The sequence below is a fragment of the Haloarcula sp. JP-Z28 genome (assembly GCF_011440255.1).
Taxonomy (GTDB): Archaea; Halobacteriota; Halobacteria; order Halobacteriales; family Haloarculaceae; genus Haloarcula; species Haloarcula marismortui.
Map to the genome: position 1 here is coordinate 42,322 of NZ_JAAOHT010000013.1, position 17,007 is coordinate 59,328.

11 protein-coding genes and 1 tRNA gene are annotated in these 17,007 nt (G+C 62.3%); 4 read left to right on the forward strand and 8 right to left on the reverse strand.

The window, feature by feature from the left end; genetic code table 11:
• Nucleotide 1: 1 nt before the first annotated feature.
• Nucleotides 2-3,529, reverse strand: a complete 3,528-nt coding sequence (locus G9463_RS07680) for an LAGLIDADG family homing endonuclease (RefSeq protein ID WP_165896387.1) — start codon at nucleotides 3,527-3,529, stop codon at nucleotides 2-4.
• Between the two features lie 156 nt (nucleotides 3,530-3,685).
• On the opposite strand from G9463_RS07680, the gene G9463_RS07685 reads away from it, so the two are divergent.
• On the forward strand, nucleotides 3,686-4,828 hold the full coding sequence (locus G9463_RS07685; RefSeq protein ID WP_165896388.1) for a BMP family protein: 1,143 nt from the start codon (nucleotides 3,686-3,688) through the stop codon (nucleotides 4,826-4,828).
• Nucleotides 4,828-7,158 carry a methyl-accepting chemotaxis protein gene (locus G9463_RS07690; protein ID WP_165896389.1) on the forward strand — a complete coding sequence of 777 codons (2,331 nt, stop codon included), beginning with the start codon at nucleotides 4,828-4,830 and terminating at the stop codon, nucleotides 7,156-7,158. The genes G9463_RS07685 and G9463_RS07690 overlap by 1 nt, the downstream gene beginning before the upstream one ends.
• Before the next feature lie 222 nt (nucleotides 7,159-7,380).
• Here the strand turns inward: G9463_RS07690 and G9463_RS07695 are convergent.
• Together G9463_RS07695 and G9463_RS07700 are read right to left on the reverse strand one after the other, a co-directional pair.
• Nucleotides 7,381-7,453 (reverse strand) — tRNA-Pro (locus G9463_RS07695).
• Between the two features lie 55 nt (nucleotides 7,454-7,508).
• Nucleotides 7,509-9,383: an SLC13 family permease gene (locus G9463_RS07700; protein WP_165896401.1), complete on the reverse strand. Its 1,875-nt coding sequence runs from the start codon at nucleotides 9,381-9,383 to the stop codon at nucleotides 7,509-7,511.
• A 142-nt stretch (nucleotides 9,384-9,525) separates the two neighbouring features.
• Between G9463_RS07700 and G9463_RS07705 the strand changes: the two genes are divergently transcribed.
• Entirely contained in the window at nucleotides 9,526-9,699 is a 174-nt protein-coding gene (locus G9463_RS07705; RefSeq protein WP_164734752.1) for a hypothetical protein, read from the forward strand.
• Nucleotides 9,700-9,736: 37 nt separating this feature from the next.
• Here G9463_RS07705 and G9463_RS07710 read toward each other — a convergent pair whose 3' ends face one another.
• The 3 genes from G9463_RS07710 to G9463_RS07720 all read right to left on the reverse strand — a co-directional run bounded on the left by G9463_RS07710 (nucleotide 9,737) and on the right by G9463_RS07720 (nucleotide 14,674).
• Entirely contained in the window at nucleotides 9,737-11,899 is a 2,163-nt protein-coding gene (locus G9463_RS07710) for a hypothetical protein (protein WP_165896390.1), read from the reverse strand.
• 79 nt (nucleotides 11,900-11,978) lie between these two features.
• Nucleotides 11,979-14,024: a DEAD/DEAH box helicase gene (locus G9463_RS07715; RefSeq protein WP_165896391.1), complete on the reverse strand. Its 2,046-nt coding sequence runs from the start codon at nucleotides 14,022-14,024 to the stop codon at nucleotides 11,979-11,981.
• A gap of 284 nt (nucleotides 14,025-14,308) precedes the next feature.
• Complete coding sequence (locus tag G9463_RS07720) at nucleotides 14,309-14,674, reverse strand: cupin domain-containing protein (RefSeq protein ID WP_165896392.1); 366 nt, start codon at nucleotides 14,672-14,674, stop codon at nucleotides 14,309-14,311.
• A gap of 100 nt (nucleotides 14,675-14,774) precedes the next feature.
• On the opposite strand from G9463_RS07720, the gene G9463_RS07725 reads away from it, so the two are divergent.
• Entirely contained in the window at nucleotides 14,775-15,980 is a 1,206-nt protein-coding gene (locus G9463_RS07725) for a CBS domain-containing protein (RefSeq protein WP_165896393.1), read from the forward strand.
• A gap of 3 nt (nucleotides 15,981-15,983) precedes the next feature.
• On the opposite strand, the gene G9463_RS07730 is transcribed toward G9463_RS07725, so the two are convergent.
• Complete coding sequence (locus G9463_RS07730) at nucleotides 15,984-16,631, reverse strand: phosphoribosyltransferase (RefSeq protein ID WP_165896394.1); 648 nt, start codon at nucleotides 16,629-16,631, stop codon at nucleotides 15,984-15,986.
• Nucleotides 16,632-16,721: 90 nt separating this feature from the next.
• Nucleotides 16,722-17,000, reverse strand: a complete 279-nt coding sequence (locus tag G9463_RS07735) for a hypothetical protein (protein WP_165896395.1) — start codon at nucleotides 16,998-17,000, stop codon at nucleotides 16,722-16,724.
• Between the last annotated feature and the right edge of the window lie 7 nt (nucleotides 17,001-17,007).

Below are 17,007 nucleotides of genomic sequence, written 5' to 3' on the forward strand. Positions count from 1 at the left end.
ATCAGGTTGTCCGAAGGTGATCCGTCCGAGGTTCGTACACCTCGCCTTTCTGTTTCAGCTTGTCAATCTCGTGTTCGGCCTTCGACTCGTCGATGCCGACCTCCTCGGCGCGTTCGATGACTACGTCGGCGGGTGCGCCCTCATCGTACTCGTCCTCGATGTCGGAAATGATGCCTTTGATGTTCTGGATGCGGTCGCGCTGAGTCTTCGACTGGCCGGTTTCGACCACGTCGGCGTCGAACTCGCCGGTTTCGGGGTCGACGCCGATCTCCTTCAGGCAGTAGTGGGCGATGTCGACCGCCCGGTCGGCGTCAGCTTCGTCGACGGTATCAGACAGCCGAATTCGAGCGGACGCCTCGGCAAGCCGGACCAGCGCCTCCAGTTTCCGGGCGGTGACCGGCACCGGTGCGTCCTCGTCCTGCCCCTTGAGCCGCAGGTCGACGTAGAAGTCTTCGATGCGCGATTTCGCCTCCTCGGTCATCGTCGGGAAGCAGTTGCGCTTCGCGTAGGCGACGTACTTCCGGAGAAGGTCCGGCTCGATAGTCGGCGCAACCTCTTCGGTGACGGTCCCAACCTCCTCCTCACTGAAATTCGACGTGGGATTTTCCGTCCGATGCGTGTGGAGTTCACCGGCGTAGTTGGTCTGGATAATGTGCTCGGCGAGGTTCCGGTCTTTTTCTTCGTCAGGCTTGTCCGTCACGGTGAAAATGAGGTCGAACCGGGAGATGAGCGCCGGTTCGAGGTCGATCTGCTCGCCGATAGGCTCGTACTGGTCGAAACGACCGTACTTCGGGTTAGCCGCGCCCAGCAGCGAACAGCGGGATTTGAGTGTCGCGTTGATTCCAGCCTTCGAGACGCTGATACGCTGCTGTTCCAGCGCTTCGTGCATCGCAGACCGATCTTCCGGAGACATCTTGTCGAGTTCGTCGATAGCGGCGATACCCTGGTCTGCGAGTACGAGCGCGCCCGCTTCCAGCGTCCACTGCTGGCCGTCGCCGAAGTCGTCACGAACGGCGGCTGCGGTAAGCCCCGCACTTGATGACCCTTTGCCGGAGGTGTAGACAGATCGGGGCGCAATATTCTCGATATATGACAGCATCTGTGAGTTATGCGAGACAACTCCGTTAGTGAGATAGTTGTGTGTCCCCTCGATTTCGAGGTCGTAGACCCACTTTTCATCGTGTTCGATGGGTTCTATCGATTCGATCCGGTCCCACGCGATGTCACCTTCGACGAGTGCAGCGAGTCCGTTCAGGTCTTGACGGAGTGACCCCGTTCCGCCGCCGTCGCTACGCGCAGTGTCGCTGATAGGTGTGTCATTGTTCATCTCAGCCAACCGCGTCTCGAAGGCATCGAGAACCGATTCGAGACTGTCACGGCTTGGGTTTCGGCGTCCCCGCTCGTAGTGTTGATACGTCGAACGCGGAAGGCCGCACTCGGATTGGGTCAGTCCAAGTGCTTCCCGGATGCGACGGAGTTCCGGACCCAGATTGGGGACAATATCAAGATTCGTATTTCCGTGGGTTCCCTCGAATTGCCGGCACGCTTCGGTCTTTCGCGCTGTGATGAATCCGATTTGTTCGGCGTAGTCGTGGAAAGACTGCCCGGAGATTCGAAGCCGGTAGCTGCCGTTGTTCCGGGGTTGGAGTTGTGCCGTGATTCCCTGTGTGACGAGCAAGGTTCGAACGTCTTCCAGCAGCGGTTTACTCATCGAAGCAACAGTAATCTCTCTCTGTGATGTCGAAACGTGTCCCTCTCCCTCGATATAGCCTCGAATAAATCCGGTGACAACGTTGTCGCTGGCTCGCATGATATCTTGCGGAACGCGTCTCTCCGCCGAGGACTGGAGCAACGTTTCGTCCAGAGATGCGAGGAAGCTCACGAACTCGCCGGCAGAACACAACAGTTCGCGGGCGGTCTTCCCCTCGTGTGAACTCCGTTCCGTAACGTTGAGGTTCAGTGTCTCCAGAACAGATTTCGCGTCATCGAGAACTTCGCGGTCGTTATTGGTTATCGAAACATACCCCGTGTTATCCGGACGTTGCTCGACGTACCCCTCGGCAACAATATAACCGATCAGACGGGCCAGTTCGGGTGTCCACTGCGGTGGAAGGTCAGGATCGATTCTGTTGTGGGCCTGTGATTGTCGGAACGTGACATCCAGTTCGTTACAGGCATTTGTGGAAACCTTCCGTGGAACGGCAACGTGTGTCTCGCTCTCTAATTCCTCGGCTTTCCTGGCCTGGAACCGGCCGTCAGATTGGACGAACAGTGGATGGGACGGGGTTACATCGAGTTCACGACCAGTCGCGGTTCGTATCCGATACAGTGTCTCCGGTGCCTCGCGCTTCCAAACCTTGGTCGCGTTTTGCGTGGCTACTGTTCCATCGGATTGGAGTGAGGGGACATCGAAATCAACAGTGTCCCACACGCCGTCGTCGACTGGTTTGGGATCATCTAAGTTTGATTCAACGACCTCTCGTATCGGCCGTTCGTGGCCGTCTGCGAGAGTTACCCGCGTGTCACCGTGGACGCATTTCCCCGTCCCCGGATCGCCTATCAGCAACATATGGAGGTCCCCACGTATTCGAGATCCGTCAGGTAGCTCCTTCGTTACGCCGGAGAAGAGCTGGAGCATCATCGCGAGCTTCTCTTTTTCGTAGCCGTAGATAGAGGGGGCGATGGCCCCGACCATCTTGTCGTAGATGTCGGGTTCGCTGGAGAGTTCGACGATTTCCGTCTTGTCAGCGTCGGTGATCTCCATGTCCTCGAACTGCTCGTCCTCGATTTCAACGCTGACGCCTTCCATGTAGATGTCGAACATCGGGGACTTTTCGTTGTCGTTGCCCCGCTGGTCGAGTTTGAGGATACCGGTCACGCGGACGTGGTCACCGGCGGTGACGTGGCCCGTGATGTCGTCCTCGATGTTGATGTCGATTGACTGGGGCGTCTCCCCACCACGCAGTCCCTCGGGAGATTCCTGCACACGGAGCTTCTGGGCGTCGATGAACTGGGACTGGTCGGTGTTGAGCCGGAACGGCCCCTGTCGTTCACAGCCCTGGCAGTCGTGCGGTTCCTGAAAGTCACCGGCGGTCTGGGGGATACGCGTGAGCGTGCCACAGCGCTGGCACTCGAAGGCCGCCTCGATGACTTTCGGGCGTACATCGGTCGCTTTCCGGATGATACCACGGACGGCGACGAGGTTGCCGTGGTGTTCATGGCGCAGGTCACGGATGTCCTCGGACTCGGGAAGGTTCCGAACGCGGACGTGGGCCTGCCCGAGTGAGACATCAACCGGGAGGTCATACAGCCGAAGGGCCTCCTCGGCGTACTCCTGAATCTGCTCTGGCTTTGTCCGGTAGTCGTCGGCCAGATCCGGGTCGAAACGATAGAGGTCGTCCCAGTCGATATACAGCGATTTCTGGTCGTTCGGATATTTCTGGGCGAGCTCACCGATCTCGTTGCGGTAGTAGTTGCGGTAGAACTCCTCGAAGCGGTCGATGAGTTCGGTGTTCTCGGCGGTCGCCATTTGAGTGGACAGTGGTTATGCCCACTGGCCTAAGAAGGTTCGCAAACCGGGGTGGAACTAAAATAAGGCGGCACGAGGACGGTATCAGTATCACTGTCGAGAATTGGGCCCCGTGGTTTTTGCTGGTATAGTTGATTCACTCAGAGTAGAATAATCGTGCGCAATCACAATATTACAAGACGTCAGCTCCTCGCCAGCGGCGGCGCGGCCGCGACCGCAGCACTCGCCGGCTGTGCGGGCGGCTTCGGAGGGAGCGGACAGGGAGACGAGGGGGCCAGCGACAGTCAAGAAGCAACTGCCAGTGGCATCGACGAGAGCGATGCGGCGGCGACTGTCGGAATGGTGTACGCGCTGGGTGGGCTCGATGACCGCTCGTTCAATGATGCTGCGAACCGCGGCATTCAGCGCGCACGCCTCGATGACGGGGTCGAGTACACGAACCACGAGCCAACCAATGTCGCCGGGTTCGGCGAAATACAGGCCGAACTGGCGAGTTCGACGAGTCCGTCATACGACCTTATCTGTTGTATCGGATTTCTGCAGGCTGAAGGGCTATCTGAGGCTGCATCGGAGTACACGGACCAGCAGTTCATGATCGTCGACTCTGTCGTGGATGCAGACAACGTGGCGAGTTACGTGTTCCGCGAACACGAGGGGTCGTTTCAGGCCGGGAACCTCGCTGGGCTGCTCACAACCAGAGATGTCGACCTCGGTGCGGGTGCGACGAACCCGGAAGAGACGACAGTCGGGTTTATCGGCGGCCTCGACCAGCCGCTCATCCACAAGTTCGAGGCCGGCTTCAGAGCCGGCGTCGAGTACGCTAACACAGGCGTTGATGTCCTCACCGAGTACCTCGGGAACTTCGACGACGTGCAGGGCGCTCGGGACATCGCAGCCAAGATGTACGACAATGGAGCGGACATCGTCTACCACGCGGCGGGTGGCGCAGGTGTTGGTATCTTCCAGGCCGCACAGGCTCATGGCCGGTACGCAATCGGGGTGGACTCAGACCAGTCCCGGAGTAACCCTCGGTACGCGGATGTCGTACTCGCGAGCATGGTCAAGCGAGTGAACGTTGCGGTCTACGACGCGGCGACGGCGACGGTCGCGGACAACCTCCCCGCTGGTGAGGTTGTCTCGCTCGGGCTTGATAGTGACGGCGTCGGCGTCGTCTATGGCACCTCCCTCGAGCCGGCAATTCCCGACGATATCAGGGAGGCGCTGTCGACATCGCGGGAGCAAATCGCCGCCGGCGACATCGTCGTGCCCACTGAGCGCTCCAACACGGGTGGTGCCTGATGGCGGGCGGTCCGCTCGACGGACTGGCGAGCGCGCTTGATCGAGTCGCTCCCGAATTCATACGGCAACGGTTCGCTGCGAAGTTTGCTGTTGCGTTCCTCGCCGTGTTGCTCGTCATCGCGGGCGCCGGCGCGTTCACGTTTCAGGCGACATCCACAGCAGTCGAGCAACAGACAACCGAACAGCTCGCCGAGACCAGCCAGCTGGAGGGGGACTCTATCGGCTCGTGGGTCGAACAGCAACGCACGCACACCCGGTCCATTTCGCAGGGTGAACCACTCCGGAGCGACCGGCGCGCTGCGGCGTACATCCTGCTGCAGGACCAGTTACTGCCTGACGACGTTGTCAGTATGCACCTCGTAAACGAATCCCGTGGCGAGGTAGTCGCCAGCACGGAACTCCCGCTAGAGGGACGGTCGCTGTCCGAACTTGACGCGCCGTGGACGGCCGCCGAAGTGCCGGAGGGGCCCGGCAACAACACACAGGTCTGGTCGAGTAGTCGGTCGTACCGCTCGCCGGTCCTCAACGACGAGCCCGTGATGGCGTTCGCGAGCTCGGTCCCGAAGCGTGACGGCTCGCACCTCGTCGTCGTCACGCGTATCCAGAGTCAGGTCGACCGGCTCAGCGATACGAATTCGACGAAGGAAACCACGATTCTGAACACCAACGACGAGACGGTACTGAACATCGACCGCGAGTTCGATGCTGCCACCCACAGTGAGAGCCTCGCGGCAATCCGCGACGCGAACGGCACTGCAGCCCCGGTGACAGCGGTGTCCGATGGTCGCGTGTACGCGTTCGCGCCCGTCCCGACCACGAACTGGGTCACAGTGACCAGTCTAGACACGGCACAGGCGTTCAGTGTCCGGGATACGGTCGGGCAGACGGTCGGACTGCTTGTCCTGCTGGCACTCGTTTCGTTGTCGGCTGTCGGCCTCGTGCTCGGGAAACGCACGGTCGACCCCCTGAAGAAGCTACGAGACCGTGCTGAACGCATCGAGGCCGGCGACTTCGATGTCGACCTCTCGACGAACCGCGCCGATGAAATCGGCCGGCTCTACGGGACGTTTGACGATATGCGGATCTCTCTGCAGAACCGCATTCAGGAAGCGGAGGATGCGGTTGAGGAAGCGAAGACGGCGCGGTCGGAGGCCGAGGAGCTCCGCACGGAAGCGGAGGACGCACGGGCTGAGGCGGAGGAAGCCAGCCAGCGGCTTCAGGAGCGCGCTACCGAGTACAGCGCGGTGATGCAGGAGATCGCTGACGGTGATCTCACGAAGCGACTCGACGAAGACGCGGAGGAGACGGCAATGCGAGAAGTCGCAGTGGAGTTCAACGCAATGCTCGACGGGCTCGAAGCCACCGTCAGTGAGGTCGCGGCGTTCGCCGACGAAGTCGCAGATGCCACAATCGAGGTCGCAACTGGGGCCGAAGAAATCGAGACGACGAGCCAGACCGTCAGTGACCGCATACAGGAGATCGCCGACGGCGCTATCAGACAGCACGACGACCTTGAGGAGGCTGCCGCCGAAATGGACGAGCTATCGGCGAGCATCGAGGAAGTCGCAGCGTCATCGACGACGGTCGCAGAGACGGCCAGGGAAGCCGTCGACCGTGGCGAAACGGGCCGGGAAGCCGCCGAGTCAGCCATTGACGACATGGCGGAAATCGAGTCCCGCTCGGCAGACGCGGTCGACCAGATTCTCGCGCTACAGAAGCGGATGGACGACATCGGCGAGATTGTCGACTTCATCTCGGATATCGCCGAGCAGACGAATATGCTCGCCCTGAACGCCAACATCGAGGCCGCCCGTGCCGACAAAGACGGCGAGGGCTTCGCCGTTGTCGCCGACGAGGTCAAGAACCTCGCGGAGGAGACGAAACAGGCGGCCGCAGAGATAGAGGCCGAAATCGCGGCCGTGCAGACGGAGACCGACGAGACTGTCACGGACATCCGCGCGACCAGCGACCACATCGACACCGGTGTGAAGACTGTCCGCGAGGCTGCCGACGCGATAGCGGACACTGTCGACGCAATCGAGAACGCCAACGATGGGATTCAGGAGATTGCGGACGCCACCGAGGACCAGGCCGACGCAACGCAGAGCGTCGTCCACCGCGTCGACGGAGTGTCCGAGATCAGCCAGAACGTGACGGAAGACGCCGAGCAGGTATCGGCGGCCGCCGAAGAGCAGTCCGCGTCCGTCGCTGAAATCGCCCAGAGCGCGGACGAACTCCGCGACCGTGCCGACTCGCTGGCCGCGACCGTCGACGAGTTCGACACCAGTAGCAGGGAGGACGACCACAGCGATGTCGGAGGCCAGCGATAACACGCCACGCGTTCCGCCCCTGACGGGACTGGCGACTAGCGCGGTGTGACATCGCGACGGCTTCTTTTTGCAGTGTCGCCCGGGGAGTCGGTACGGGCATAGTGGTGAGGACGGGCCGCGGCTACGAGTGGGAGTGGCGATGACAGCAAGGGGCTGGCAAGACAGGCTGCTAGAGAAGTAGCGGTAGACGCGGCAGAAAGGCCGCGTTCGTTATCGCAGGTATGGGATCGCCCAGATTTGAACTAGGGGCGCGGGCACCCAAGGCCCGAAGGTTACCAAGCTACCCCACGATCCCGTACTACTCTCTCGATTCGACAGCCTGTAAAGCGTTTCGTTGCGAGACGGCCATGTCACGCGGGAGCGAGGCCCCAGAAATACGCGATGCCAAGCGTCGTTGCGACGGCGAATACGGCCTGTAGCGGCGCACCAACCTTCAGATAATCGGTGAATCGGTACCCACCGGGACCATAGACAAGGAGGTTGGTCTGATAGCCAACCGGCGTCATGAACGCCGTCGAGGCGGCAAAAGTGACGGCGAGGACGAAGGCGAAGGCGCTGGCGTTCAGTTGCTGGGCGGTTTCGATGGCGACCGGGATCATCAGGACGACAGAGGCATTGTTCGAGATGATGTTCGTCAGCAGCGCCGTAACGAGGTACATGAGTCCAAGGACAACAGCGAGGCCGCCCCCAGCGGTAAGGACGCTGCCAGCGCCCATGACGAACAGCTCCGCGAGCAAGTCAGCGCCGCCAGTCTCCTGTAGTGCGGTACCAAGCGGGATGACGCCGGCGAGCAGGAAGATGACATCCCACTGGACGGCGTCGTACAGCTCCGGGGGGCGGAGACAGCCAGTGAGCACCATCGCCAGCGCGCCGCCGAGCGCCGAAATGACGATGTGAACCGGCGTCAGCGCCGCGACGCCGACGACAGCAGCGACGATGCCGATAGCGACGGGAATCTTCGACCGCCGGAAATCCGGGCGTGCGACCTCCTGGGCGACGATGAAGTCGTTGTTACGGTTGAGACGGTCGATGCTTTCAGGAGTGGCCTGCACCAGAAGCGTATCGCCGATGCGGAGTGTAACGTGGTCCATTCGTTGGCGGTACAGCTCCTGCCCGTGGCGAAGCGCCAGCACTGTCGCGTCGTAGCGCTGGCGGAAGTTCGTGGAGACGAGTGTCTCGCCAATAAGCGAGGAGCCGGGGGCGACGACAACCTCAACGAGGTTTTTCCGCTCGTTTGCGGTTTCCAGTTCCGCGTCGTCGACCTCGACATCCGGAATGATGTCCAGCCCTTCGACATCGAGGAGGTCGACGAGCGTGTCTCGGTCCGTCCGAACGGCGAAGACATCACCGGCCCGAATGGATTTCTGGCCGAGCGGTTCGAGGAACGTGCGTTTCTCACGGACCAACTGGACGATGTCCACGTCAAACGCCGAAACTCTGAGCGCCTCGTCGACAGTCTGCCCGATGAGCGGGGAGTCTTCGCGAACGACGACCTCGGTGAGATACTCACCCATCTCGAACTCCTCGGTGAGGTCCTCTTCGACCGGAATCCGCGACGGGACCAGATAGCGCCCGACGGTAAGAAGATAAACCGTTCCGATGACGGTCACGATGATGCCGAGCTGGGTGAACTCGAACATACTGAACGGCTGGTCGATCAGTTCCGCCGAGAGCTGCGAGGCGAGGATGTTCGTCGACGTCCCAATGAGCGTCAGCATTCCGCCGAACATCGAAGCATAGGACAGCGGCAACAGTAGTTTCGACGGCGAGAGCTTGCCCTTGTGTGCGATGTCAGTGACCATCGGCAGGAGGATGGCAACGGCGGCAGTGTTGTTGATGAACCCGGAGATAGGCGCGACCAGCCCGACGGTCGCACTGAGCTGTTTCGTTTCGCTGTCTCCGGTCAGCGAGGCGATTTTCGCGCCGAGAATCTGGACGATCCCGGTCCGCTGGACGCCGTCCGAGAGAATGAACATCGCAAGCACCGTTATCGTCGCCGTCGAGGCAAAGCCGGAAAGCCCACGATCCAGCGGCGAAATCCCGTCACCGGCCTGATGTAACACGTACACCGGCTCGGCAATGAGTCCGGCATCAGCCGCCAGAGTCGTTGCTGGCTCGGCCAGCATCAGCGCGACCATAACGGCGATAGCGGTCACATCGACGGGCAGCGCCTCCGTCGCAAACAGCACCAGCGCAGCGACAATGACCGCAAACACGAACAACATCCCCGGCGTGAGAGGTGGCAGCGACACGTCTGGCCCCTGCGCCGCCAGTGACAAAAGGATGGGTCGTTTGCGAGTGGCGACATCCTCACGCGACCCGGAACCGCAGCCGACGTTTATGCCTGTCCGGGCCGAACGTATCATAATGAGCCTTTTCAACGATATCGGTCGGAAAGTCGAGACGCTGAAGCAGGAAGTCGAAAAGGCGTCTGACGACGAGGCCACCCACCAGTGCAGCGAGTGTGAAACGCGCCTCTACACGGATCACGACGAGTGTCCCGACTGTGGGAGCACGGCTGTCCTCCCCCTGTCTGACTAGCAACAGCGGGGAAACGACGGACCGGGACTCACATCGCTCACCGTGCCGGCGCCTCACGACCAAGATCGTCGAGCAGGGCGTCGTAGCTCCGGCCAAACACCGCCTGTTTTCTGAGCGACGTTATCGCGACCTCGAAGACAGGGACTGCGAACTGCCCGGCCGGCCCACCGACGACGACGGCCGCTTCGTGGTCCGTCTCGTCGGTCCAGTCGCCATCGAGGTGCCGGACGAGGACTTCGCCGAAGTAGCCGCCGAGTTCTCGCACGACGCTGGTGAACGCGCGGTCGTCGAACGACGCGTCGCTCCCGAAGGTCGTCTCGGCGAAGCGCTCGTCGTCCCACTCGGCGTCGACTAGGTCGTCAAGCCGCGAAAGCGAGGCCGGCGAGAAATCGAGGTCGTGCTCGCCCCAGAAGTCAGCGAACTCGACAGCGGTGTCGGCGTGGTCCGCCCGGACCGTGCCGGATTCCCACGAGCGGGCCATCGAGCTAGCGGTCGAATCGCTGTCACTGGGTGCAGATAGGTCACTCTCGTCGGTGTCTGCTGTCGCAGCCGTCTCGTCAGCGGTTACGTCCTGTGACGCTGCGTGCTCGCTGGTATCGGTCGCCTTGACATCTGCGACAGGAGCCGATGTGTTGGGACTGTCATCAAACAGCTCCGTGGTGTCAGAGTCCGAAACGGCTGCCGGGGTATCATCGACCCTCGTGTCGGCGATGCCTGCAGGTGACTCATCAGCCGTCGTTTCGGCAGCCGCCTCTGCGTCTGGAACGGCATCTGACAACGCATCCGGCGAGCTATCGCGGGTCGGTTCGTCGTTCATCGATGTGTCGGACGATGTGTCGTCGGCTGTGTCCGTCGCTGCTTCGTCAGCGGCTGTGTCCGTCGCTGCTTCGTCGTCGGCTGTGTCAGTTGCCGCCCGCGCGGGCGTGGTGTCATCGGTTCCATCCTCATCGCGGGAGTCGACAGCCGAGTCTTCGGACGGTGTCTCGGCCGCTGGCGTTTCATCAGAGGAGGACGCTGTGGCACTATCGAACGACGACTCCGCTTCATCGATATACGCAACCGGCTCGTCGGCTGCGGCCGCATCGGTCGTTGTTTCGACAGCATCAGTCGTATCAGCGGCCGGTTCATCCGCAGAATCATCGACGGCTGACTCCTCGACCAGCGTTTCAACTGTTGGCTGCTCATCAGCAGTGTCATCAGCCAACCACTCTGTGGCGGTGTCATCTACTGACCGTTCTGGGGCGGTGTCGTCAGCCGCCGGCCTGTCACTCGGATCGGCAATCGATTCTTCTTCGGTAGCTGCAGTGGCTGGCGGCTCGCTACCAGCACCATCTGACACTGAATCAGTTGTATCGGAATCTGCGCTCTCGTTGCTGTCGGGGTCGTCACTGCCCCGCGGTGGCTCGTTCTCCGGTTCGTCATCAACCGCACTGGCGACGGGCGTGGGGTCGGTGTCGTCCGACCGGGCATCAGCTTCCGACTCGGATTCGACCCGTTTGATGATGCGGGTCGGCTCCGTTTCGACAGCTTGAGACGGCTCAGAATCAGTGGTATCGCCGGCAGGTGCCTCACCTCGCTCGTCCGCCTGTGCATCACCAACACGGCTAACGATCCGCGTCGGCTCGGAGACGACGCTGTCAGCGTTGGTTTCATCTGCCTCCAAATCTGCCCGTCCGTCACCGTCGGGAGTCTGTATGCTATCCAGTGCCAGTTCGGATTCCAGACGTGTCACGACAGCCGCAAACACCGGCTCGTCGCCGAACGAGCGGGCGGCCACGTCGAACACCGCGACGGTCACCTCGTCGTCCGGGCCGGAAACGGTAACGCCCCATCGGCCGTCGGACTGGACCCACTCGCCGTCGTACGCCCGCACGAGGAGTTCACCGAGATAGCTCCCGAACCGAACCGTGTTCTCGGTGTAGGTCGTCGTCCCCGCGGCGTCGCCGACGGTCTCGCCGCCGTAGCTCTCCTCGATGGCCGTATCGAGGCGGGCAAGCGCATCGGGGTCGAATGTCAGCGGGTCCGCGCCATCGACGACGTTCTTGGCGTACTCCCGGAACGTCGTCGGGTCAAGCGCCGCCGTGTCTAGGCGGTCCGGCCCATCGTCGGACGGCCCGTTATCCTTTGCCGTCCGCTCGTCCCCGTCGGTCGACGAGTCATCGCCACCGACGGCACGACGGATCCTATCGAACAGGCCCATGGACACCGGAAGTACGTGCCGCTACAAGAATGTACGCCGAAAGGATATTCAGCCGACAGGTTGGACGGGCGCGGACCGCTCAGTGCTCGTCGCGTAATTCCATGTCGGCGACGATTTCGTAGGGATGCTGTCCCTTGCGGATGCCGTCGAGCAACTGGAAAGACTCGTCGGGCGCGAGGAAATGCCGGGTCACAGCCCGGCCAAGCGGCGTCGGCGAGAGGCCGTCGATAAACTCGTATTCGAGCAGTTTCCCCAGCGCGTGTTTCGTCGGCACCTCGCCGACCATCCGGTCGTTGAGCCGCTTGGCCTGCTTGCCGGCGACGGTGACGTTAGCCAGCGTCTCTTCGACGGCTGCGCCCTCGTCGTAGCGGGTGATGACCGGCTCCATCTCGCCTTTCAGCAGCTTGAACGCCACTTCGTCTTCGGTCATCTCCATGCTGTTGTGGTACGAACAATCAGGCTCGACCAGCATGTAGACGGTCCCCTTGTCGTGGTAGTCCGGGCGGCCGGCCCGGCCGAGCATCTGGCTGAACTCCTGGACTGTGAGCCATTCGATACCCATCGCCAGTGAGTCGAAGATGACCTGCGAGGCGGGGAAGTCGACTCCGGCAGCCAGCGCCGCCGTCGTCACGACCGCTGCGAGGTCCTGATCGGCGAACTGCCGCTCGACCCGCTGGCGCTTCCGGTTGTCCAGTCCGGCGTGGTACGGCGCAGAACTGTACTCCAGTTTGCGTGAAATCTGGTGACAACGCCGCCGAGAGTTCGTGAAGATGATAGTCTGGCCGCGGTACCCCTTGCTCGACTTGTTGTCGAAGGCCCGCTTGACGAGCTTCTTTTCGGTCTCGATCTTCTCGCGGCCGTCGGCGAACGTGACGTGGCGCTCGATTGGAACCGGTCGCTCCTCGAATTCGATGAGCGTCGCCCGGAGCTGGTCGGCCAGCTGTCCGGGGTTGCCGACCGTCGCCGAGAGATAGATCCATTGCGTGTCGCCGCTATCCGGTGCGCCACCGGACTCGCAGTAGTATTTGAGTCTGGAAATCAGCCCGTCGAGCCGGTGGCCCCGCTCGTCCTCCCCGAGCGTGTGGACCTCGTCGATGACGACGGTCCCAACAGTACCGAGGTCCTTGCCGGTCCGGAGCGCGTGGTCGATGCCCTCGTAGGTCCCGACGATAACGTCGGCTTCGGGGTCGAAGCGCCCGCCTTCGTCAGCAATGCGGCTCGCGCCAACGCGCAGCGACACGTCGACCATGTCGCCGTAGCGGTCCTGAAACTGCTCGTATTTCTGGTTCGCAAGGGCGACCAGCGGGACGAGAAACAGCATCGTACCCTTGTTGTTCAGGACGCGGTCGATGCCGGCCATTTCGCCGATGAGCGTTTTCCCCGTCGCCGTTGCGCTCACGACGAGCTGGTCGCGGCCCTCCGTGGCCCCGTGCTCGACGGCGAGACTCTGGACCGGGAGCAGTGTATCGAACCGGGATTCGAGATGCTCCTGCATCCCGGGATGGAGGTCCAGCGAATCGACGCGAACGGGGTCGACCTCGTCGACGGTGGCCGAAATCTCGTCGAACTTCGTCAGGTCCGGGTCCAGTTGGCCCGACAGGAGGTTCGTCACCCGGTCGAGGTCCTGCACTTCGAGCAGCAGCTCTTCGAGCCGGTCGCGAGCGTCGCCGCCGATGTTTCCTTTGTAGGCGAGTTCGCGGTCGAGTTGCTGGCGAGCGCACTCCGGACAGATTGTCTCGTTGTCGGTCTCGATAGCCGTCTCGCTGGTAATCGGTGAGTAGCGCCCGTCGGAGGCACACAGCCGGCAGGTCCGGACGACCTTGGCCTCAATCTGGTAGGCATCGAGCATCTCTCGGACGCGCTCGCGTGCACGCGGAGCAGTCTGCTCTGAAATACGAATGCGGGCCGCACGGCGAGCGAGGTCGACGAACTGGTCGGGCGAGCGAAGCTCCTCGCTGGTCCCGTCCTTGACACGGAGCCGACGCGGGCGGGGGCCGGCGTCGGTCTCTTTCAGTTCGAGGATTCCGTGGAAGAGCCGCTCGCCGTCCCGGTGGGCGGCGACGCGGAACTCCTCGCCGTGTTCGTGGAGGAACAGGGTCTCTACCTGTGCGGCCTGCTGTGACACAATTATCTAGTGGCGACTGCGCTACTTGAGCGGTTCGGACTAGCTGTGAGCGGGACGAATCACGCGGCTACGGTTTCGAACAGCCAGAAAGCCCCGAGCCGCTGGACTACTGCGACTCGCTGCGCTCCTCGGTCGTTGCACTCCCTGCGGTGCTTACGTCGTCTCGAACGCCCAGCGGCTCGCCTCTTTCGGTCCCACCCGGCCTGGATTGGGTAGTCGGCTCTGTGTTGGGCGCTCTGGTGCTCAGTTGTTGCTACGCCTGTGGTAGATGCACATGCTAGCAGTCACTCTTGCAGTTTGATTTCGTCATCGCCGGCGGGAACCGCACAGAGAAACGCGCCCGGTTCGTCGCCGTCGTTACGATACCAGTGGACAGCGCCAGCGGGGATATGGAGGCTGTCGCCCGCCCCGACGGCGTACTCATCGCCCTCGATGCCGACGGTGTACCGGCCAGCAAGGACGTATTGCTCGTGTTCGATGTCGTTGGTGTGTTTCGGCACGCTGCCGCCGGGGGCGAGCGTGAAGCGACGGATTGCGAGGTTGCCGCCGCCGCTCTCCTCGCCGATGAGGACGCCCTTTTCAAGCCCGTCAGCTGCGTCGACGGCCTCGTACGCAATGTCGTCCGCGCGGCGAATCAGTGGGTCGCTCATGTGCGGTCCATCGCGGGCTCGGCGCAAAGGCGTACCGGCGGCGGTGACCATGGCAGTCCCGCCAAGGGGGCTTAAGACCGTCCCGCGTCAACCTCCCGATATGCGCCGGTTTCGCATCGGAAGCGCGTTTGGAATCCCCATCCAGTTGGACCTGACGTTTCTCCTCGTGCTACCGCTGTTCGCCTGGATTATCGGGACACAGATCGAACAGACGACTGAGCTGTTGAACAGGACGTTGAACGCCGGGCTGGACGCGGCCGTCCTTACCGACGGCGCGCTCGTCTGGGTACTCGGCATCGGTGCGGCCCTCGGCCTGTTCACCGGCGTCGTCCTCCACGAACTCGGCCACTCCCTCGTCGCTATCCGCTATGGCTTCCCGATCGATTCCATCACGCTCTGGCTGTTCGGCGGCATCGCCCAACTCAGCGAGATGCCCGAAGACTGGAAACAGGCGCTTGTCATCGCCATCGCCGGCCCCATCGTCAGCATTGCTGTCGGCGCTGTCTGTTACGTCGCGTTCCAGATTCTCCCGAGCGGCGCGGCAACAGCCATCGAATCGGCACGGTTCATCCTCGGCTATCTCGCGCTAATGAACATCGCGCTGGCGGCGTTCAACATGCTCCCGGGCTTCCCGATGGACGGCGGCCGTGTCCTGCGTGCGCTGCTCGCCCGCCGGCGGTCCTACGCCCGAGCGACGACAATCGCCGCCGAAGTCGGGAAGATATTCGCCGTCTTTCTCGGCCTGTTTGGCATCTTCGTCCTCGGGAATATCTTCCTCGCCGGGCTGGCGTTCTTCATCTACATCGGGGCGGCGGGCGAGTCCCGCCAGACCTCGATGCGGGCCGCGTTCGAGGGCGTCACCGTCGCGGACGTGATGACCCCAGCGGACCACGTCACGACAGTCGCCGACGATATGTCTGTCCGGGAACTCATTCAGACGATGTTCAGGGAGCGCCACACCGGCTATCCGGTCAAGCGCAGCGGCGAGGTCGTCGGCCTCGTCACGCTCGAAGACGCCCGCGCCGTTCAGGAAGTCGAGCGCGAGGCCTACACCGTCGGCGACGTGATGACGACGGAAATCATCACAATCAGTCCGGAGACCGACGTGATGGACGCGCTGACCTCGCTGCAGCAGAACTCCGTTGGTCGCCTGCTCGTCACTGACGAGGACGGCTCCTTCGAGGGACTACTCACCCGGTCTGACATCATGACAGCACTTTCGATTATCAAATCAAGCAGCGACTACACCGCCATCGGCGAGTCAGAAACCGAGACCGTCCGGCCGGAATCAAGAATCGAGCGGTAGCGGTCACTTCTCGGCGAGATACGACATCGCCGCCTCGTCGGAGACCTGCTCGAACTGCTCGTAGTACTGGCCGACAGCGCGAAACGCCGACGGCCTTTCCAGACAGACCACTTCGTCGACCAGCGCTTCGAGGTCCGACATCGCCCGCGGCGAGGCCACCGGGACCGCGAGCACGAGTCGTTCGGGGTCCGCCTGTCGAATCTGCTCGATACAGGCCCGCGCCGTTGCCCCCGTCGCCACACCATCGTCGACGAGGCAGACTCGCTTCCCGGTAAGTGTCGGCGACGACTCCGAACTGCGGTAGCGCTGGGCCTTCTGCCGAGCGGCTTCCGCCATCTCCGCTCGTGTGCTCGCAACGTAGTCACGGGGTATCTCGCGTTGCTCGATGACATCGGTGTTGAGCCAGACCGCTCCGTCCGCGGCGACGGCGCCGATAGCGTACTCGGGGTTGTTCGGTGCGCCGATCTTCTTTGCGACCGCGATGTCTAGCGGCGCGTCCAGCGCGTCGGCGACGGGCCGCCCGATTGGCAGCCCACCGCGCGGAATTGCGAGGACGATGTCGACTGTGATGTCCCGCTCACGCAACGCCTCTCCCAGCCGCTGTCCAGCAGCCTGCCTGTTCTTGAACGTCGGGGAGCGGTTGCGTCCCATACTAGTTAGTTCGCTGTCGAGATGCAAATATTTCCGCATTCGAACGGCTGCTGGAGCAACCGGCGTGGTCATCGCAGTCAACGGACTACATCACTCGTCAGACAGCGCCGCAGCAATCGCTTCGAGTTCCCCCTTCCGGAAGGGCTGTTCCGCGTCCGCCGGGTCATCGTCGTCCCGCTCGCCGATTTGCCGGAGGATTCCCGCCCGCATCTGTGGTTTCGACGGCAACCGGTCGGGGTCGATATCGTACCCGACAGCCCCGCAGATAGCCGCCAGAGCTTCCTTGGTAAAGGCCGTCGAAACCGGGCGTTCGTACCGCCCGACAGCCTCGCGAATCTCGTTCCGCAGTTCGTCAACGGTCGGTGACATACGCCTA